The sequence below is a fragment of the Paraburkholderia ribeironis genome (assembly GCF_900019265.1).
Classification (GTDB): Bacteria; Pseudomonadota; Gammaproteobacteria; order Burkholderiales; family Burkholderiaceae; genus Paraburkholderia; species Paraburkholderia ribeironis.
Genome location: NZ_CYGX02000047.1, coordinates 79,665 through 98,088 on the forward strand (window position 1 = coordinate 79,665; position 18,424 = coordinate 98,088).

At 62.8% G+C, this 18,424-nt stretch carries 21 protein-coding genes and 1 other RNA gene; 5 read left to right on the forward strand and 17 right to left on the reverse strand.

Annotated elements, in window-relative coordinates; translation table 11 throughout:
* Positions 1 to 6: 6 nt before the first annotated feature.
* From BN2475_RS21200 to tyrS, 3 genes are all read right to left on the reverse strand, one after another.
* Positions 7 to 678 (reverse strand): histidine phosphatase family protein, encoded by a 672-nt coding sequence (locus tag BN2475_RS21200; RefSeq protein WP_094781458.1) that lies wholly within the window; start codon positions 676 to 678, stop codon positions 7 to 9.
* A gap of 199 nt (positions 679 to 877) precedes the next feature.
* Complete coding sequence (dtd, locus tag BN2475_RS21205; RefSeq protein WP_094781459.1) at positions 878 to 1,336, reverse strand: D-aminoacyl-tRNA deacylase; 459 nt, start codon at positions 1,334 to 1,336, stop codon at positions 878 to 880.
* A 7-nt stretch (positions 1,337 to 1,343) separates the two neighbouring features.
* Positions 1,344 to 2,594, reverse strand: coding sequence for a tyrosine--tRNA ligase (gene tyrS / locus BN2475_RS21210; protein ID WP_094781460.1), 1,251 nt, complete (start codon positions 2,592 to 2,594; stop codon positions 1,344 to 1,346).
* A 206-nt stretch (positions 2,595 to 2,800) separates the two neighbouring features.
* Here tyrS and BN2475_RS21215 point away from each other — a divergent pair, with 206 nt between their 5' ends.
* Positions 2,801 to 3,931, forward strand: a complete 1,131-nt coding sequence (locus tag BN2475_RS21215) for an anhydro-N-acetylmuramic acid kinase (protein ID WP_094781461.1) — start codon at positions 2,801 to 2,803, stop codon at positions 3,929 to 3,931.
* 95 nt (positions 3,932 to 4,026) lie between these two features.
* Here the strand turns inward: BN2475_RS21215 and erpA are convergent, their stop codons facing one another.
* Positions 4,027 to 4,392, reverse strand: a complete 366-nt coding sequence (gene erpA, locus BN2475_RS21220) for an iron-sulfur cluster insertion protein ErpA (RefSeq protein WP_094781462.1) — start codon at positions 4,390 to 4,392, stop codon at positions 4,027 to 4,029.
* Here erpA and BN2475_RS33735 point away from each other — a divergent pair.
* The gene (locus tag BN2475_RS33735; protein WP_143325834.1) at positions 4,379 to 4,603 is read left to right on the forward strand and encodes a hypothetical protein; all 225 of its coding nucleotides are present in this window, start codon (positions 4,379 to 4,381) and stop codon (positions 4,601 to 4,603) included. The two genes, erpA and BN2475_RS33735, sit on opposite strands and share 14 nt — an antisense overlap.
* Positions 4,604 to 4,658: 55 nt before the next feature.
* Here BN2475_RS33735 and rpsI read toward each other — a convergent pair whose 3' ends face one another.
* The 3 genes from rpsI to BN2475_RS33740 form a co-directional block, all read right to left on the reverse strand.
* Entirely contained in the window at positions 4,659 to 5,051 is a 393-nt protein-coding gene (rpsI, locus tag BN2475_RS21225) for a 30S ribosomal protein S9 (protein ID WP_094781463.1), read from the reverse strand.
* A gap of 11 nt (positions 5,052 to 5,062) precedes the next feature.
* Positions 5,063 to 5,491, reverse strand: coding sequence for a 50S ribosomal protein L13 (gene rplM, locus BN2475_RS21230; protein ID WP_013090508.1), 429 nt, complete (start codon positions 5,489 to 5,491; stop codon positions 5,063 to 5,065).
* A 147-nt stretch (positions 5,492 to 5,638) separates the two neighbouring features.
* A complete protein-coding gene (locus BN2475_RS33740) occupies positions 5,639 to 5,926 on the reverse strand; it encodes a hypothetical protein (protein WP_143325835.1) in 288 nt (95 codons plus the stop codon).
* Between the two features lie 208 nt (positions 5,927 to 6,134).
* Between BN2475_RS33740 and BN2475_RS21235 the strand changes: the two genes are divergently transcribed.
* The gene (locus BN2475_RS21235) at positions 6,135 to 6,557 is read left to right on the forward strand and encodes an OsmC family protein (protein WP_094781464.1); all 423 of its coding nucleotides are present in this window, start codon (positions 6,135 to 6,137) and stop codon (positions 6,555 to 6,557) included.
* Positions 6,558 to 6,693: 136 nt separating this feature from the next.
* On the opposite strand, the gene rnpB is transcribed toward BN2475_RS21235, so the two are convergent.
* From rnpB to pyrC, 3 genes are all read right to left on the reverse strand, one after another.
* Positions 6,694 to 7,107, reverse strand: an RNA gene (rnpB, locus tag BN2475_RS21240) — RNase P RNA component class A.
* 155 nt (positions 7,108 to 7,262) lie between these two features.
* Complete coding sequence (locus BN2475_RS21245; protein WP_094781465.1) at positions 7,263 to 8,126, reverse strand: DUF3025 domain-containing protein; 864 nt, start codon at positions 8,124 to 8,126, stop codon at positions 7,263 to 7,265.
* An 11-nt stretch (positions 8,127 to 8,137) separates the two neighbouring features.
* Positions 8,138 to 9,199, reverse strand: a complete 1,062-nt coding sequence (gene pyrC, locus BN2475_RS21250; RefSeq protein WP_094781466.1) for a dihydroorotase — start codon at positions 9,197 to 9,199, stop codon at positions 8,138 to 8,140.
* A gap of 165 nt (positions 9,200 to 9,364) precedes the next feature.
* On the opposite strand from pyrC, the gene BN2475_RS21255 reads away from it, so the two are divergent.
* On the forward strand, positions 9,365 to 10,306 hold the full coding sequence (locus tag BN2475_RS21255) for a class II glutamine amidotransferase (RefSeq protein ID WP_094781467.1): 942 nt from the start codon (positions 9,365 to 9,367) through the stop codon (positions 10,304 to 10,306).
* A 127-nt stretch (positions 10,307 to 10,433) separates the two neighbouring features.
* On the opposite strand, the gene BN2475_RS21260 is transcribed toward BN2475_RS21255, so the two are convergent.
* From BN2475_RS21260 to BN2475_RS21285, 6 genes are all read right to left on the reverse strand, one after another.
* Positions 10,434 to 11,159 (reverse strand): amino acid ABC transporter ATP-binding protein, encoded by a 726-nt coding sequence (locus BN2475_RS21260; protein WP_094781468.1) that lies wholly within the window; start codon positions 11,157 to 11,159, stop codon positions 10,434 to 10,436.
* Positions 11,156 to 11,833, reverse strand: a complete 678-nt coding sequence (gltK, locus tag BN2475_RS21265) for a glutamate/aspartate ABC transporter permease GltK (RefSeq protein WP_094781469.1) — start codon at positions 11,831 to 11,833, stop codon at positions 11,156 to 11,158. The genes BN2475_RS21260 and gltK overlap by 4 nt, the downstream gene beginning before the upstream one ends.
* The gene (locus BN2475_RS21270; RefSeq protein ID WP_094781470.1) at positions 11,833 to 12,573 is read right to left on the reverse strand and encodes an amino acid ABC transporter permease; all 741 of its coding nucleotides are present in this window, start codon (positions 12,571 to 12,573) and stop codon (positions 11,833 to 11,835) included. The genes gltK and BN2475_RS21270 overlap by 1 nt, the downstream gene beginning before the upstream one ends.
* An 82-nt stretch (positions 12,574 to 12,655) precedes the next feature.
* On the reverse strand, positions 12,656 to 13,549 hold the full coding sequence (locus BN2475_RS21275; protein ID WP_094781471.1) for a glutamate/aspartate ABC transporter substrate-binding protein: 894 nt from the start codon (positions 13,547 to 13,549) through the stop codon (positions 12,656 to 12,658).
* Positions 13,550 to 13,826: 277 nt separating this feature from the next.
* Entirely contained in the window at positions 13,827 to 15,140 is a 1,314-nt protein-coding gene (locus tag BN2475_RS21280; protein ID WP_094781472.1) for a Glu/Leu/Phe/Val family dehydrogenase, read from the reverse strand.
* Between the two features lie 135 nt (positions 15,141 to 15,275).
* Positions 15,276 to 16,235: a LysR family transcriptional regulator gene (locus tag BN2475_RS21285; RefSeq protein ID WP_094781473.1), complete on the reverse strand. Its 960-nt coding sequence runs from the start codon at positions 16,233 to 16,235 to the stop codon at positions 15,276 to 15,278.
* Positions 16,236 to 16,495: 260 nt separating this feature from the next.
* Here BN2475_RS21285 and purB point away from each other — a divergent pair, with 260 nt between their 5' ends.
* On the forward strand, positions 16,496 to 17,884 hold the full coding sequence (gene purB / locus BN2475_RS21290; protein ID WP_094781474.1) for an adenylosuccinate lyase: 1,389 nt from the start codon (positions 16,496 to 16,498) through the stop codon (positions 17,882 to 17,884).
* Between the two features lie 45 nt (positions 17,885 to 17,929).
* On the opposite strand, the gene BN2475_RS21295 is transcribed toward purB, so the two are convergent.
* Positions 17,930 to 18,424 (reverse strand): gluconokinase, encoded by a 495-nt coding sequence (locus tag BN2475_RS21295; RefSeq protein WP_094781475.1) that lies wholly within the window; start codon positions 18,422 to 18,424, stop codon positions 17,930 to 17,932.

Sequence of the window (18,424 nt, forward strand, 5' to 3'; positions counted from 1 at the left end):
CGTCGATCAACGGCCAGGCTCCGGGACTTTTTTGAAGCTGTCGTCGACGCTGGGCGCGTCGAGATGCGCGATGTCCCCCCACGACACGATCGTCGCACGGCCACCGTCGTAATCCACCACGTTCACGCTCGTGTTGAACAACGGGTAATCACGCGGAGCGTCGAGCGATAAGCCGCACGCGAACCGGCGCACACAGTCGAGCACGCCACCATGCGCGACACAGGCGATTCGACCGCCCGGATGCGCGGCCACCAGCGGCTCGATCGCATGCACCACGCGATGGTAGAACACGCGCACCGACTCGCCTTCAGGCGGTGCGAAACCTGGGTCGCGAGTTTGCCACTGGGCGTACTCATCGGGAAAGCGCAGCGAGATTTCGTCGCTGTCATGGCCCTGGAAAGCACCATAGGAGCGTTCGCGCAAACCTTCGCGCAACTGCAGCGGCAGCCCGAGCGCGTCGGCGATCGGCTGGGCGGTTTGCTGCGCGCGCTGCAGGTCGCTCGAATAGATCGCATCGAGCCGCGCGCCGTGTTTCACCTCGTCGGCGATGCGGCGGGCCAGACGCTGCGCCTGGCGTAGCCCGGTTGCCGCGAGAGGGATGTCGATGTGACCTTGAATGCGCTTGATGCGGTTCCAGTCGGTCTCGCCGTGCCGGATGAACAGGATCTGCGTAGTCATGAGATGAGCGTGGGTGCGATTTGCCGGTTATGCCGAGCCGCTATTGTCGCAAAAACGGCTGACGGGTAGACGTGCGCGCCGTGGCGCGCGCCGGTGGGCAGCGGTCGAGGTGCGCCCGCGCCGCGCGTGAATCGCTAGTGAACCGCGCTTGAGGGGCGCTTGAGAGCCACCTCAGGGACGCCTCATGCGTCATCGACACTCAGCCGTTGGTCTGCAGCCAGAACGTGACCGGGCCGTCGTTGACGAGCGACACCTGCATATCCGCGCCGAACTCCCCCGTCTCGACGATCGGATGCTTCGCGCGCGCTGCCGCGACGAAGTACTCGAACAGGCGCTTGCCTTCGTCCGGCGGCGCGGCCGGCGTGAAGCTCGGACGCAGGCCGCTGTTGGTATCCGCGGCCAGCGTGAATTGCGACACGAGCAGCAAGCCGCCCGCGCGTCCCGCGCCGTCCAGATTCTGCACGGAGAGGTTCATCTTGCCCGCCGCATCGCTGAACGCCCGATAGCCGAGCACCTTGGCGAGCAGCCGATCGGCCGCCGACTCGGTGTCGCCGCGCTCGGCGCACACGAGCGCGAGCAGACCCGCGTCGATCGCGCCGGTCACCCGGTCGGCCACGCGCACTTCGGCGCGCCGCACGCGTTGGATCAGCGCGATCATCGGGCGATCACGCCGTCAGCGTGACGCGTGCGAAGCGGCGCTTGCCGACCTGCACCACGTACTCGCCCGCTTCGACCTTCAGGCCCTTGTCGGACACTGTCGTACCGTCGATCTTCACGCCACCCTGCTCGATATTGCGCAGTGCTTCGCTGGTCGATGGCACGAGGTTGGCCTGCTTCAGCAACTGGCCGATCGCGAGCGGCGCGCCGGCGAGCGTCACTGCCGGAATATCGTCAGGCACGCCGCCCTTCGCGCGACGGTTGAAGTCTTCGAGCGCGCGCTCCGCATCCGCTTGCGAATGGAAGCGCGCGACGATTTCCTGGCCGAGCATCACCTTGAAATCGCGCGGATTGCGGCCCGCTCCGGCCTCTTTGATGAAGCCGGCGATCTCGTCCATCGGACGGAACGATAGCAGTTCGAAGTAACGCCACATCAGTTCGTCGGAGATGCTCATCAGCTTGCCGAACATATCGTTTGGCTTTTCGCTGATGCCGATGTAGTTGTTCTTCGACTTCGACATCTTCTCGACGCCGTCGAGCCCTTCGAGCAACGGCATCGTCAGGATGCACTGCTGCTCCTGGCCGTACTGTTTCTGCAACTCACGGCCCACCAGCAGGTTGAACTTCTGGTCGGTGCCGCCGAGTTCGAGGTCGGCATTGAGCGCCACCGAATCGTAGCCCTGCATCAGCGGGTACAGGAACTCGTGGATCGAGATCGGCACGCCGCCCTGGAAACGTTTGGTGAAATCCTCGCGCTCCAGAATCCGCGCGACCGTGTAGCGCGACGCGAGCTTGATCATGCCGTCGGCGCCGAGCGGCATCGACCATTCACTGTTGTAGCGGATTTCGGTCTTGTCGCGGTCGAGCACGAGCGCGGCCTGCTCGAAATAGGTCTTCGCGTTCGACTCGATCTGCTCACGCGTGAGCGGCGGACGGGTCGCGTTCCGGCCCGACGGATCGCCGATCAGCGACGTGAAATCGCCGATCAGGAAGATCACCGTGTGACCGAGATCCTGCAACTGACGCATCTTGTTCAGCACGACCGTGTGGCCGATATGGATGTCAGGCGCGGTCGGATCGAGCCCGAGCTTGATGCGCAGCGGCTTGGCCGTAGCCGCGCTCCTCGCGAGCTTTTGCGCGAATTCGTCTTCGATCAGCAGTTCGTCGACACCGCGCCTGGTGACGGCGAGGGCGTGACGGACTTCGTCGGTGACCGGAAAAACGGCAGCGGGGGTTGGCTTGGTGGACTCGGTGCTCATGCTGGAAACGTGAAGTCGCAAAAAAAGGAGATTGTCCCATAGATGCGCGCCGCCGCGCCCACTGACGCAGCCGCGAGCGAGGCAACGGCGCACGATTTCCGCGCGGCAGGCTATTTCGGGGGCAGCGCGGCTGCTTATTTTCGACCGCGCTTGCGCCGATAATCTGCTACAACGGATCGCAACGAACCATCGACAGGAGCAGCAACGTGGCGCAACACCCCGCAGACGGCGTCTACTTCGGATTGATGTCCGGAACCAGCATGGACGGTGTGGACGGCGTGGCCGTCCGGTTCACTGATGGCCAGCCGCCGGTGGTGCTGGCCGAGGCGTTCGTCGGCTTTTCCGCCGGCGTGCGCGAGGCGCTGTTCGCGCTGCAGCAGCCGGGCGACAACGAGATCGAACGCGAAGCGCTGGCCGCCAATGCACTCGCCACACGCTATACGGTGTGCTGCCACGAACTGCTGCTCGGCAGCCGCGTGTCCGCTGCGGAGGTCCGCGCGATCGGCGTGCACGGCCAGACCGTGCGGCATCGGCCGGAAAAAGGCTATACGCGGCAGATCAACAACCCGGCGCTGCTCGCGGAAATGCTGCACATCGACGTGGTCGCCGACTTCCGCAGCCGCGACGTCGCGGCCGGCGGCCAGGGTGCGCCACTCGTGCCGGCTTTTCATGCCACGATGTTCGGAGCGAAAAACGAAACGCGGGTGGTCTGCAATCTCGGTGGCATCAGCAATATCACGATCCTGAACACAACCGGCAGCGTGCGCGGCTTCGATTGCGGCCCCGCGAACGCGTTGCTCGACGACTGGGTGCAGCGCCATCTCGGCAAGCCATTCGACGAAAACGGCCATTTCGCGGCCGGCGGCCAGGTGGACCGCAGGCTGCTGAACGCGTTGCTCGACGAGCCGTTTTTCGCGCAGCAGCCGCCGAAGAGCACCGGCCGCGACCTGTTCAATGCCGCGTGGCTCGACGCGAAGCTCGAGCCGTTCGCCGGGCTTGAACCCGCCGACGTGCAAGCGACGCTGGTCGCGCTGACCGCGGTGACGGTCGCACGCGAAATCGAGCGGCATGCGTCGGACGTGAGAACGGTATATGTGTGCGGCGGTGGCGCGCGCAATCCCGAGATCCTGAAAGCGCTGCAGCAGGCGCTCGAAGATAGCGGCGTAAGCGGCGTACCCGTGATGACCACCGACGCGCTCGGCGTGCCGCCGAGCCAGGTCGAGCCGCTCGCCTTCGCGTGGCTGGCGATGCGCTGCCTCGCGCGGCTGCCCGGCAATTTGCCGGCCGTCACCGGCGCGACTGCCGAGCGCGTGCTCGGAGCGATCTATCCGCGCTGAGCGACGCTCGGCATCCGTTCGCCACCACCCGGCGCGGACAATAAAAAACGGGGCCGAAACCCCGTTTTTTACACAGCCTGTCGGCTAGCCCGGCATCAGACCGAGAACGACGAGCCGCAACCGCAAGTGGTCGTGGCGTTCGGGTTCTTGATGACGAACTGCGCGCCGTTGATGTCGTCCTTGTAGTCGATCTCGGCGCCGACCAGATACTGGTAGCTCATCGAATCGATCAGCAGCTGGACGCCGCCCTTGTTCATCACGGTATCGTCTTCGTTGACGGCTTCGTCGAACGTAAAACCGTACTGAAAGCCCGAGCAGCCGCCGCCCTGCACGAAAACGCGCAGTTTCAGGTCCGCATTGCCTTCTTCTTCGATCAGTTGCTTGACCTTGTCAGCCGCGGCGTCGGTGAAAACGAAGGGGGCGGGCATCTCGGTCACGGGGGTGTCGGTGACTGCGTTCATTCGAACTCTCCAAAAAGCTTCTAGCCGCTATTGTAGGGCTGATCTCGATATCGTGCTGAAGCCCACAAAATCAATGGGTTCTTCCCGCAATCCGGCGGATGGCGCGATTGCCGCCATCTGCCTGCCTGAGCGGAAAAATCGCCGCTCCGGCGCTGGATCCGTCGTCACCCGCGCGAGCCGCGAAACCATGAAAAAAGCCGCCTTCGCGTAAGCGTTGGCGGCTTTTGCAGCGGACCGGCCCTGCAGCCGGTTCGCACCCGAAGCGCTTAACGCTTCGAGAATTGCTTCCTGCGACGTGCCTTGTGGAAACCGACCTTCTTACGTTCGACTTCACGAGCGTCACGCGTCACGAAGCCTGCGTTCGACAGCGCCGGCTTCAGCGTTGCGTCGTAGTCCATCAGCGCGCGGGTGATGCCGTGGCGAACCGCACCGGCTTGACCCGTTTCACCGCCACCCGTCACGTTGACCTTGATGTCGAACGTGACGCCGTGGTTCGTGAGTTCCAGCGGCTGACGCACGATCATCAGCGACGTTTCGCGCGAGAAGTAGTCGGCGATGGGCTTGCCGTTCACCACGATATCGCCCTTGCCTGCCTTGATGAACACGCGTGCGACGGCGCTCTTGCGGCGGCCCGTGCCGTAATTCCAGTTACCGATCATGTGGGCTCCCCTTAGATCTCGAGCGCTTTCGGCTGTTGTGCCGAATGCGGATGCGTTGCGTCAGCGTAGACCTTCAGCTTCTTGATCATCGCGTAGCCGAGCGGGCCCTTCGGCAGCATGCCCTTGACCGCTTTCTCGAGCGCGCGGCCCGGGAAGCGTTCCTGCATCTTGCCGAACGTCGTTTCATAGATACCGCCCGGGTAACCCGAATGGCGGTAGTACTTCTTGTCAGTAACCTTGTTGCCCGTGACCTTCAGCTTGCCTGCGTTGATAACGATGATGAAATCACCGGTGTCGACGTGGGGAGTGAATTCAGGCTTGTGCTTGCCGCGAAGACGGTGTGCCACTTCGCTGGCGACACGCCCGAGAACCTTATCCGTCGCGTCAATCACGTACCATTCGCGCGTCACCTCATGGGCTTTTGCGGAAAACGTCTTCATGATCGATCCAAAAAAATTGCTGCGCCCAATGTGTTCTTTCCTGCTTGTAGTGTGCGCATCGAGGCGCGTGCAGGCTCTCCCTAGTTCTTCCTCCGCGGGCGCGGATACGGAAAAGCCCTGAATTATAAAGGAATTTGCTGTAGCAAGTCAAAATGTGCGGGAGTTCAGCGCAACCGCCCCGTCGATTTGGCCAGCGCAGAGCGCCAATTGCACCTTGCGGACGAAAAAAAACCCGAACGAGCGGTTCGGGTTTAATCCACCAAAGGAGGAGGTGGAGGAGACAGCGGAGGTTGCAGAACTGCTGCAACCGATGAAGCGATTATATGAGCCGCCCTTGTGCGACGCAAGAACATTTGCATTGCGAAATTCATTTTCATAATGCGATATAAAGATGCTGACATTCGCAACCCGAAAATTCCCTTTGATATCAACCACTGATGCCTGAACACCGGGTGTCCGCGCAGTTCTATCTAGAGTAAAACCCCTAACTCGTTCAGGGCATTCCCGAATCGCGCGAAACATGCCGCACTGCAACACATGAGCGGCTATCCGGCATAATTTCCGGCGAAGGTCACCCCGGGCGGATCCGCAGATGCCGGGCTACAATGCCGTCTCGATATAGCGAAGCGCGGTGGAGCACAGCATGGAATGCAAAGTGAGCTGGATGGGGCAAGACGGGATGGCGTTTGCGGCCGAGACGGGCAGCGGTCATCTGGTGGCGATGGACGGCGCGCCTGAAGGCGGCGGCCGCAATCTCGCGCCGCGTCCGATGGAAATGGTTCTGCTCGGCACAGGCGGCTGCACCGCCTACGACGTCGTGATGATCCTGAAGAAGAGCCGTCAGGAAATCGCCGGTTGCTCGGTGACGCTGAAGGCCGAACGCGCCAGCGAAGACCCCAAGGTGTTCACCAGGATTCACTTTCACTTCACCGTGACCGGCAAGAACCTGAACCCGGCCACCGTCGAACGCGCGATCAATCTGTCGCACGACAAATACTGCTCGGCCTCGATCATGATCGCGAAGACCGCCGAGCTCACACACTCGTTCGACATCGTCGCGAACTGAGCGAGGCCAGGCGGCCGCGGCGCACCGCAGCAACCGCGGGCAGCGCACATTACATACAGGCACGCAATCGACTCGCGACCTGCGCGCACAAACGAAAATGCCGGCGTCCACCTGGACGCCGGCATTTTTTGTTGGGTGGCAAAGCGGGCCGATAAGCCGGATTCTGTGCACGCGCAACGTCCGAAAACGCGACGCGCGTGGCAGCCATTCCTCTAGGCGCGCCATTACTGACGCGCTCAAGCTTCCTACCCGCAGACGAGACGGGGGCCCCGTCCTGCATCTCGAAGATGCGCGCCTGCCTACTTGGAATTGCTCCGGGTGGAGGTTACCGTGCCGGTCTGCCTCGCAGCAGCCGCGGTGCGCTCTTACCGCACCGTTTCACCCTTACCTGATCCCGGCTTGCGCCGGGCCATCGGCGGTTTGCTTTCTGTTGCCCTGTTCCGCGTGTTGCCACGGATGGCCGTTAGCCATCACCCTGCCCTGTGGAGTCCGGACTTTCCTCGCCCTCGTTGGCCGAAGCCGCAGAGGCCGCGACTGCCTGGCCTGCTTTGCTGGGGCGGATTTTAACACCTGCGCGCCCGGCAAGCCGCTTCAGTCGTTGGCTTGGCCGAATGGCCAGGGCTGTGCAGCGCAATTCGAACCACCGCCGGGGGCGGATTTTCGCAGCGAATGCTGAGGAACCCCGGCTGAGGAACCCCGGCGTGTTCAGCGTTGGCGCCGCCCCGCGCGGAACACGGACGCGTCGTCGTAAAACGCGGGCGATTCGTTTTCGGGCCACCAGCCCGGAATGCCCAGCACCGGCAGCGGCGCAAACATGCGGCTCGTCAGCGCCTCGGTGTCGAGCAGCGCCGCGCTGACCAATTGGTCCAACCACGCGTCGCGCGCCGCCGCATCCCAGCCGAAATACGCGCACGGCACGTCGACGATCCATGCATGCCCCGTGCATGCCTTGAAAGGTGTCATCAACTTTTCGAGCAACGCATGGCCAAAGCACCGCACTTCGCAGCTCGCGCCCCACGCGGCGCGGCCCGCCACCAGCAGCGTGTGCCAGTCGAAGCCGCGTAGCGCGGCGCTCAAGGCCGGATCGGCGCAGGCGAACAGCAACGCGTTCTCATCAAACAAGGTCAGCGCATCGCGCACGTCGCCGCGGGTCGGCCCGACGCCGAGCACGTCGATCGCCACCGACTGCCGCGCGTTCAGCGCCGCCTTGATGCGTGGAAACGCAAACCACATCGATCCGTTGAAGAAGTCGTGCAGATCGTGCCGCGTCGGCACGCAGCCGGTCGACGCGATATGCGCCTCGTAAGCGGCGCCGGGCGGCAGATCGTCCTGCGCGATGAAGGCGAGGCGCTGGCCGCGCCCGGTGGTCTGCCGCATTGCGCTCGCGTCCGCGTTCATGGCGGTGAGCAAGGCTGCGTAGCTCGTCAGCGCGGCCTGCTGCCAGCGCTGGCCGCGCACGGCGAACGGCGCGAACCAGGGCTTCGACCAGTCGATCGCGGCAAAGCCAGGCTGCGTCGTCTCGCGCGCCGCCGGGTTTTGCCGCGCGTCGTGCGAATGCAGCAACTGCATCTGGCAGAACCTCAGACCAGACGCCAACCGATCGACTCGCCGCCGCGCAACGGCACGACCGGCGTGTCGCCGGCCGGCAATTCCGCCGGCAGCGTCCATTCCTCGCGACGCAGCGTGACCTTCCCGACGTTGCGCGGCAGTCCGTAGAAATCCGCGCCGAAGAAGCTCGCAAAGCCTTCGAGCTTGTCGAGCGCGCCGGCCTGGTCGAATGCTTCGGTATAGAGTTCGAGCGCGTGCAGTGCCGTATAGCAACCCGCGCAGCCGCATGCATGCTCTTTCAAACCCTTCGGATGCGGCGCGCTATCGGTTCCAAGGAAAAAGCGCGGATTGCCCGAGGTCGCCGCCTCGACCAGCGCCACGCGATGCGTCTCGCGCTTGAGCACCGGCAGGCAGTAGTAATGCGGACGAATGCCGCCCTGGAAGATCGCGTTGCGGTTGTACAGCAGATGGTGCGCCGTGATCGTCGCGCCGAGCAACTCCGGCGCCACGCCGGCTTCGCGGACGTAGTCGGCGGCGTCTTTGGTGGTGATGTGCTCGAACACCACCTTCAGCGCCGGAAACGCGCGGCGCAGCGGCGTCATCACGCGGTCGATAAACACCTTCTCGCGGTCGAACAGATCGATCGACGAGTCCGTCACTTCGCCGTGCACCAGCAGCGGCATGCCGGTCTCCTGCATCGTCTCCAGCGTTTTCGCGCACTTCATGATGTCGGTGACGCCCGCATCGGAGTTGGTCGTGGCGCCCGCCGGATACAGCTTCACGCCATGCACGAAGCCGCTCTCGCGCGCGCGGCGGATTTCGTCGGGCGGCGTGTTGTCGGTCAGGTACAGCGTCATCAACGGCTCGAATTTCGCGCCCGCGGGGATCGCGGCGACGATCCGCTCGCGATACGCCTGCGCCATCGCCGTGGTCGTGACCGGTGGCTTCAGGTTCGGCATGATGATCGCGCGGCCGAACTGGCGCGCGGTGTCGGGCAGCACGGCGGCCAGCATCGCGCCGTCGCGCACGTGCAGGTGCCAGTCGTCCGGGCGGGTCAGCGTGAGGGAGTCGAGGGAAACGTTGGAAGCGGTCATGGCGAGAGGAGAACGAGACTAGCGCCCACAGCCAATCGATCCGGTCAAACCGCCATGTTGCGGCCCAAACACAGGTCAATTTCGCTATTTGGCGTTTCTGGCTCGGTGATATGCTTGGAAAATCATCATTGTAACGGCTCGCCCGTTCACAGGCTTACCTGCAACATGTGCCAACTTCTCGGAATGAACTGCGCCGCGCCGACGGACGTCACGTTCTCGTTCACCGGTTTTGCGGCGCGTGGTGGCGTCACCGATCACCATGCCGACGGCTGGGGGATCGCCTTCTTCGAAGAGAAAGCCTGCCGTCTGTTCATCGACCACCAATCGTCGGCCACGTCGCCGATCGCGGAGATGGTCAAGCACTACCCGATCAAATCGAAGAACACGATCGCGCATATCCGCAAGGCCACGCAAGGACACATCCTGCTCGAAAACTGCCACCCGTTCATGCGTGAACTGTGGGGGCGTCACTGGATCTTCGCGCACAACGGCGATCTGACAAACTATGCGCCGGAACTGACGGGCATCTATCAGCCGGTCGGCAACACCGACAGCGAGCTTGCTTTCTGCGCGCTGCTGGAAGGTTTGCGCAAGGCTTTTCCGGGCGCGCAGCAACCTCCGCTGGAAGAGTTGTTCGCCGCGCTCGAATCGCTCACGCGCGAGATCACGCGGTTCGGCGTGTTCAATTTCCTGATGTCGAATGGCCAGGCGCTGTTCGCGCATTGCTCGACGCATCTGCACTACATCGTGCGGCGCTGGCCGTTTTCCACCGCGCATCTGGTCGACGCGGACGTGTCGATCGATTTCGCCAAGTACACGACGCCGGAAGACCGCGTCGCGGTGATCGCCACCAAGCCGCTGACCGACAACGAAGTCTGGACCGCGTTCGAGCCGGGCGATCTGATCATGTTCCGGCATGGCGACGTGAGCGGCCGCGTCAATGTGCCGGTGCCGGAGTCGGTGCTCGAGAAACTACGCAATCCGGCTCTCGATGCATCGGCGTCGGCCACGACGATTGCGGCTTTGACTGGCACGCAGGCTGCCGCCCCGCTCGATAGCGAAACCGACCTCGAAGCAGCGGACGACGCAGCGGCATTCGAATCCTGAGTACGCACGCGTCGTCGCGAAGCTCGTCGCCAGATCGACGACCTCATGTCAGCAATAAAAAAGCCGCTCCAGGGAGCAGCTTTTTTGCGGTCCACGCCAGCCGGACAGCGCCGGCCGTGCCACGAGTTCAGTGCAGGATCTTCGCCAGGAAATCCTTCGCGCGATCCGACTTCGGATTGGCGAAGAAGTCTTCCTTGCGGTCGTCTTCGACGATCAAGCCCTTGTCCATGAAGATCACGCGGTGCGCGACCTTCTTCGCAAAGCCCATTTCGTGCGTGACGCACATCATGGTCATGCCTTCCTGCGCGAGTTCGACCATCACGTCGAGCACTTCGTTGATCATTTCCGGATCGAGCGCCGAAGTTGGCTCATCGAACAGCATCGCGATCGGGTCCATCGACAACGCACGCGCAATCGCCACGCGCTGCTGCTGACCACCCGACAACTGGCCCGGAAACTTGTCCGCGTGCGCACGCAGACCCACGCGATCGAGCAGCTTCAGCCCTTTCGCCGTGGCTTCGTCGCTCGAGCGGCCGAGCACCTTCATCTGCGCGAGCGTGAGGTTCTGCGTGATCGACAGATGCGGAAACAGCTCGAAGTGCTGGAACACCATGCCGACCTTCGAACGCAGCTTCGACAGATTGGTTTTCTTGTCGGTCAGCGACTGGCCGTTGATGACGATCTCGCCCTTCTGGAACGGCTCGAGGCCGTTGACGGTTTTGATCAGCGTGGACTTGCCCGAGCCCGACGGCCCGCACACCACCACCACTTCACCCTTTTTGACTTCCGTCGTGCAGTCGGTCAGCACCTGGAAGTGACCGTACCACTTCGAAACATTCTTGATTGAGATCATCTTGCGACCTTTTTCTGAAGACCTTTGACAAGGCTCGACGCGACCACACAGATCACGAAATAAACCGCGCCCGCGAACAGTACCATCTCAACGTTCGTACCGTCACGGTCGCCAATATTCGTGGCGGTGCGGAAGAAGTCGGCGAGGCTGATCACGTAGACGAGCGACGTATCCTGAAACAGCACGATACCCTGCGTGAGCAGCAGCGGCACCATCGCGCGGAACGCCTGCGGCAGCACGATGAGGCGCATCGCCTGCCCGTAGGTCATGCCGAGCGCGAACGCGGCGTTGACCTGGCCGCGCGGCACCGCCTGAATGCCCGCGCGGATGATCTCCGAATAGTACGCTGCCTCGAACAGCGAGAAAGCGACCATCGCCGACGCGAGCCGGATGTCGATGTCCGGCGACAGGCCGAGCACGCTTTGCAGCACTTGCGGCACGATCAGGAAGAACCACAGCAGCACCATCACCAGCGGGATCGAGCGGAAGATCGTCACATAGCCCTGCGCGAACCACGCCAGGGGTTTGACCGACGACAGCCGGAACATCGCGAGAATGGTGCCCCAGACGATGCCGAACACGATCGCGATCAGCGTGATCTTGAACGTGATGACAGCGCCGGTCCACAGCGTAGGCAGTGTGCCCGGAATACCGCTCCAGTCGAAATGGTGCATCACTTGCCTCCGATATAGCCAGGCAACCGGCTTCTGGCTTCGATCCAGCGCATCAGTTGCATCACGATCAGGTTGATCATCATGTACGCGAGCGTGACCGCGATAAACGACTCATAGGTCTGCGACGTGTAGTCGACCAGCTGACGCGCTTGCGCGGACAGATCGAGCAGACCGATCGTCGACGCCACCGCCGAGTTCTTGAAGATATTGAGGAACTCGGACGTGAGCGGCGGCACGATGATCCGGTAAGCGACCGGCAGCAGCACGTAGCGATACGTCTGCCATTGCGTGAAGCCCATCGCGAGACCTGCGGCGCGCTGGCCGTGCGGCAACGCGTTGATGCCCGAGCGCACCTGCTCGCACACACGCGCGCTCGTGAACAGCCCGAGACAGACGATCGACGACGAGAAGAACTGCGCGCTCGGCGGCAACTGCTTGAACCAGGTGCCGATCGACGGCGGCAGCAACTCCGGTATCACCAGATACCAGATGAAGAACTGCACGATCAGCGGGATGTTGCGAAACACCGCCACATAGACCGTGCCGATGCCCGACGCCCATTTGTTCGGCACCGTGCGCAGAACGCCGAAAAGCGACCCGACGATCAGCGCGATTACCCATGCCGACAGCGACACGGTAACCGTCACCCACAGGCCGGACAGCAGCCAGCCGAGGTAGGTGGTCGGTTCGCCGGTGGAGACCGGACTCAGCAGAATGCCCCAGTTCCAGTGATATGACATGACAAGACTCCCGCAAAAAGAAACGGAAGAAGCACGTGGCCCCTTCCGTTTCGTTCAGCATTTCACAAAAAACGGCGCAGCTTTAGTCGATAGCCTTGTCATTCGGGTTCTTGAACAGCGCCCTCATGTCGTCGCTCTTCGGGAAGTTCAGATTCAGGCCCTTCGGCGGAATCGGCGATTCGAACCACTTCTTGTAGATTCCATCGGCTTCGCCAGACAGCTGGGTCTTCGCGATCGCATCGTCGGCAACCTTCTTGAATTCCGGATCGTTCTTGCGCAGCATGCAGCCATACGCCTCACGCGACTGCGGCTCGCCGACGATCACGAAATCGCCCGGGTTGTTCGACTTCGCGCGTTCGCCGGCAAGCAGTGCGTCGTCCATCATGAACGCCGCGGCACGGCCCGTCGACAGCGTCAGGAACGATTCGCCGTGGTCCTTCGCGCTGATGATGTTCATGCCCATGCTCTTGTCCTGGTTCATCTTGCGAAGCAGGCGCTCGGAGGTGGTGCCGGCGGTCGTCACGACCGTCTTGCCCTTCAGGTCCGACCAGTCCTTGATGCCGGAATCTTTCTTGGTCATCAGGCGCGTGCCGATCACGAAAATGGTGTTCGAGAACGCGGCCTGTTGCTGGCGCTCGAGGTTGTTGGTGGTCGAACCGCACTCGATGTCGACGGTGCCGTTCTGCACCAGCGGAATGCGGTTTTGCGACGTGACCGGCGTGAGCTTCACCTTCAGGTTAGGCATGTTCAGCTTCTGCTTGACGGCCTCGACCACCTTGTTGGCGAAGTCCTGCGAATAGCCGATGACGTTCTGCTTGTCGTCATAGTAAGAAAACGGAATCGACGATTCGCGATGACCCAGCGAAATGACGCCGGTGTCCTTGATCTTTTTCAGCGTGCCCGAGTCTTGCGCATGCGCGCCAACCGTAAACAGTCCGAGCGTCGCGAGCAGCAGCGCAGCTTTTTTAACCTTCATTTGTGATCTCCTTGGCAAGAATCGGCGCCAGTTTATCAAAGTAATTATTCTGAAAGTATGGCAAAAACCGATGTTGTTGCGCGCACGCTGCTATGGGTTCGCGCCGCACCGCACGCCGGTCGGTCCACTTTTTGCGAATACGCAACGGCGGGCGGCATCGATAGATGCAGCCCGCCGGATACTACACGCCGTCTTGTGGACCGCGTTCATGCCAACACTGCGACAACGGATCCACGTCGGCCGGGATCGCCGGCCCGACCGCCGTCACACAAAACAATCACGGGTACAGACCGCGCATTTCGCGTGCTTGCAGAATGCGCTTACATGCAACGATAAACGCCGCGGTCCGCACCGATACATTCTGTTCGCTCGACACCTGCCACACCGCGGCAAACGCCTCACGCATCACGCGCTCCAGCCGCTGGTTGATCTCGTCTTCGGTCCAGAAGAAGCTCGAGAAATCCTGCACCCACTCGAAATACGAGACCGTCACGCCGCCCGCGTTGGCGACCACGTCCGGAATCACTAGGATACCGCGATCGTGCAGGATGTCATCGGCCGCCGTGGTGGTCGGGCCGTTGGCGCCTTCCACGATGATCTTCGTCCTGATCTTCGCCGCGTTCTTTTCGGTGATCTGGTTTTCCAGCGCGGCCGGAATCAGGATGTCCGATTCGACGCTCCAGAACTCCTCATTGGTGACGGCATCCGCTTCCGGGAAACCGCCCACGCCGCCTGTCTTCGCGACGTGCTCGAGCAACGCGCCCGCATCGATGCCGGTCGATTTGTACAGCGAGCCGGTGTGATCCTGCACGGCGACCACTTTCGCGCCCGCTTCCTGGAACAGACGCGCGGCGATCCCGCCGACGTTGCCGAAGCCCTGCACCGCGACACGCGCACCTTCGATATCGAAGCCGATCCGGCGTGCCGCTTCGCAGCCGACCACGAACACGCCGCGGCCCGTCGCCTCGCGGCGGCCCAGCGAACCGCCGAGCGTGATCGGCTTGCCGGTCACCACGCCGGTGGACGTCTGCCCCTGGTTCATCGAGTACGTGTCCATCATCCACGCCATGATCTGCTCGTTCGTGTTCACGTCCGGCGCGGGGATATCGGTATTCGGTCCGATGATGATGCCGATTTCGCTGGTGTAGCGGCGCGTCACGCGCTCCAGTTCGCCACGCGACAGTGTGCGCGGATCGACGCGGATACCCCCCTTCGCGCCGCCGTACGGCACGTTCACCGCGGCATTCTTCACCGACATCCACGCGGACAGCGCCATCACTTCCGACAGCGTCACGTCCTGGTGATAACGCACGCCGCCCTTGCCCGGACCGCGCGACACGTTGTGCTGCACGCGATAGCCTTCGAAGTGCGCGACGGTGCCGTTATCGAGTTCGATCGGCACATCGACGATCAGGATGCGCTTCGGGCGCTTGAGGGTTTCGAGCCAGCGCGACAGCGAGCCGAGGTACGGCGCGACGCGGTCGACCTGGCGCAGATAGTTGCCCCAGGGGCCAAGGTCTTCGCTGTTGAGATAAGAGGGAACCGATTGCAACGATGATGCGGATTGGGCGACTTGCTGCAGGGAAGACATGAACGCTCCGGCGTTGTTCGAGTACGTGCATTGTCGAAAAACGCCCTTTTTAAATCCAATGCCGTTTCCTTATCCGATTATGTTTTTTTTGCATAACCATCGGAAAGACGCAAATTCATGTCGTGGCGACGCAGCTTATTGACCGGCGTCCTGGCCCAGTTCCTCCGACACCACGTCCCACAACTGCCGCACGAGGATCTGCCGCGCGTCGTCACTTTTCGCCGCGAGCTTGTCGCGATACAGGCGAATCTCCATGCTCAGCGTAAGCTGCCCTTGCGGTGTGCCGCGCGTCGCGCGATCGAGGCGGATCAGCTTGCCGTCGGCGACCGCGTCTTCCACCGCGCTGTGCGGCAGAAAAGCGATGCCGTGGCCGGCCAGCGTCATCGCCTTGAGCCCTTCGGCCATGTCGGTTTCGTACAGCCGGTCCAGATACAAGCGCTCCGGCGCATTCGCGAGGATCACTTCGGTCATGCGTCCAAGGTACGCGTTGGGCGTGTAGGACAGGTACGGAGCGGGTGCCTCGGCCGTACCCGGCAGCGTATGGCGCGGCCGGCCGGCGCGGCCCGGCGCCGAGAACGGGCTGATCGGCTCGGTGCCGAGCGTCAGCATGTCGTAGCGGCCCGGATCGAGCGCGACCGGATGACTGGGATGGTGATAGCCCATCATCAGATCGCAGCCGCCTTCAACCAGCGACAAAGCCGCGTCGTGCACGTTCAGCGCCCGCAGCCGCGTATGGATCGGGCCCATCTGCGCTTCGATGCGCTGCAGCCAGCGCGGAAAGTACGTCAGCGACAGCGTGTGCGGCACCGCGAATTCGATGGTCGCCTGCGGCGTCGCCGTATGGCCGCGCAGCAGCGCGCGGGCCTCGTGGAACTGCGACAGCATGGCGAGCGCCTGCTCGTTGAAGACCTGACCGGCCGCGGTAAGCCGCGTCGGATACACCGAACGGTCGATCAGTTCGGTGCCGAGCCATGCTTCGAGCGCCTGGATGCGCCGCGAGAACGCCGGCTGCGTGACGTGGCGCAGCTCGGCCGAACGGCTGAAACTACGCGTTTCCGCGAGCGACACGAAGTCTTCGAGCCATTTCAGTTCCATGCGGGGATGTGCTGCCGGCGGGAGGGAAGAAGTCAGCATTCTAGCGGCCGGCGCACCGCGTGACGCGTTCGGCTCGGTGGCGCCGGATCATGGAGCGGATGCGAAGCAGGCGCGCACGGGTGGTACAGCACGGTTCGTAGCCGGCTGCGCGACCCGATCGCGGTCGGGATCGGGCAGGCATGCGCACGGTGGTAAAATGCGCGGTTCCCTCCGTTTCCGATCCGCTCCCTGAGCGCTCAATGCTTTCACCCGCTCCCATCATGTCCGACACGCACCCCGACACCCTGTTCGCGCTGAACGCGCTCTCCCCGCTCGACGGCCGCTATGCATCGAAAACCGAAGCCCTGCGTGACTGGCTCTCGGAAGCCGCCTTCATGCGTAATCGCGTGACGGTCGAAATCCATTGGCTGATCGCGCTGTCGCGCGCCGGCTTCGCCGAAGTGCCGCGTTTTTCCGCGGCGTCCGAACAATTCCTGCTGCAACTGGCCGAGCGTTTCACCGCACACGACGCCGCGCGCATCAAGGAAATCGAACGCGTGACGAATCACGACGTGAAGGCGGTCGAGTACTGGCTGAAGGAGTCGGTGAAGGGTCAGGAAGAACTGGAACGCGCGAGCGAGTTCATCCACTTCGCGTGCACGTCGGAAGACATCAACAACACGTCGCACGGCCTGATGCTCGCCGGCGCACGCGAACACGTGATCCTGCCGGCGCTGCGCTCGGTGCATCAACGTCTCGTCGCGCTTGCACATGCGCACGCCGCCCAGCCGATGCTGTCGCGCACGCATGGCCAGCCGGCCAGCCCGACCACGCTCGGCAAGGAAATCGCCAACGTCGCCGCGCGGCTGGAGCGCGCGATCGACCGTATCGCGAAGGTCGAACTGCTCGGCAAGATGAACGGCGCGGTCGGCAACTTCAATGCGCACCTGTCCGCGTATCCGGAGTTCGACTGGGAAGCGTTCTCGCGCGAAGTGGTCGAGCAACGCCTGAAGCTCACGTTCAATCCGTACACGATCCAGATCGAGCCGCACGACTACATGGCCGAACTGTTCGACGCCGTGTCGCGCGCCAACACGATCCTGCTGGACCTGGACCGCGACGTGTGGGGCTACATCTCGGTTGGTTACTTCAAGCAGCGCACCAAGGCCGGCGAAATCGGTTCGTCGACGATGCCGCACAAGGTCAACCCGATCGACTTCGAAAACTCCGAAGGCAACCTGGGTCTGGCGAACGCGACGCTGCGCCATCTGGCCGACAAGCTGCCGGTGTCGCGCTGGCAGCGCGACCTCACCGACTCGACCGTGCTGCGTAACATGGGTGTCGCGTTCGGCTACTCGCTGCTCGCATACGACTCGCTGATCCGCGGTCTCGACAAGCTCGAAGTGAACGCTCAACGTCTGAACGAAGACCTCGACAACTGCTGGGAAGTGCTGGCCGAGCCGGTGCAAACAGTGATGCGCCGTTACGGCATCGAGAACCCGTACGAGCAGTTGAAGGAACTGACGCGCGGCAAGGGCATCACGCGCGAAGCGCTGCAGAGCTTCGTCGGCGGCCTCGCGATTCCGCAAGACGCGAAAGATCGTTTGCTCGCGATGACGCCGGCTTCATACATCGGCAAGGCAGTCGAACTGGCCAAGCGGATCGGTTGATCTGCTTCATGCTTCACTTCATGCAAGCACGCGTGCGCGAAAAGCTCAGCGTTGCGCGACCTGCTTCAGCACGTCGTCGACGATCTGTTCCGGCGACAACTCGATATTGACCGTGATCGCCTCGTCCGCGCCCGGCTCTTCGAGCGTGTCGAGCTGGCTTTGCAGCAGCGACGGATCGAAGAAGTGCCCGGTGCGATGTCCCAGACGCGCTTCAAGCACCTCGCGCGAACCCTTCAGATAGACGAAGCACACGTCCTTGTCGCCGGCACGCAGAATGTCGCGATACGAGCGCTTGAGTGACGAACACGTGAACACCGCCGTCTCGCCTGCCTTCTGTTTTTCTTCGATCGCGACGCGGATGGATTTCAGCCACGGCCACCGGTCTTCGTCGGTGAGAGGAATGCCGTGGTGCATCTTCTCCTTGTTGGCGGCGCTGTGAAACGCGTCGCCGTCGGTGAACGCGCAGTGCAGGCGCTCCGCCAGCATTTCGCCAATTCTCGTCTTGCCGGCGCCCGACACGCCCATTGCGATCAGAATCAT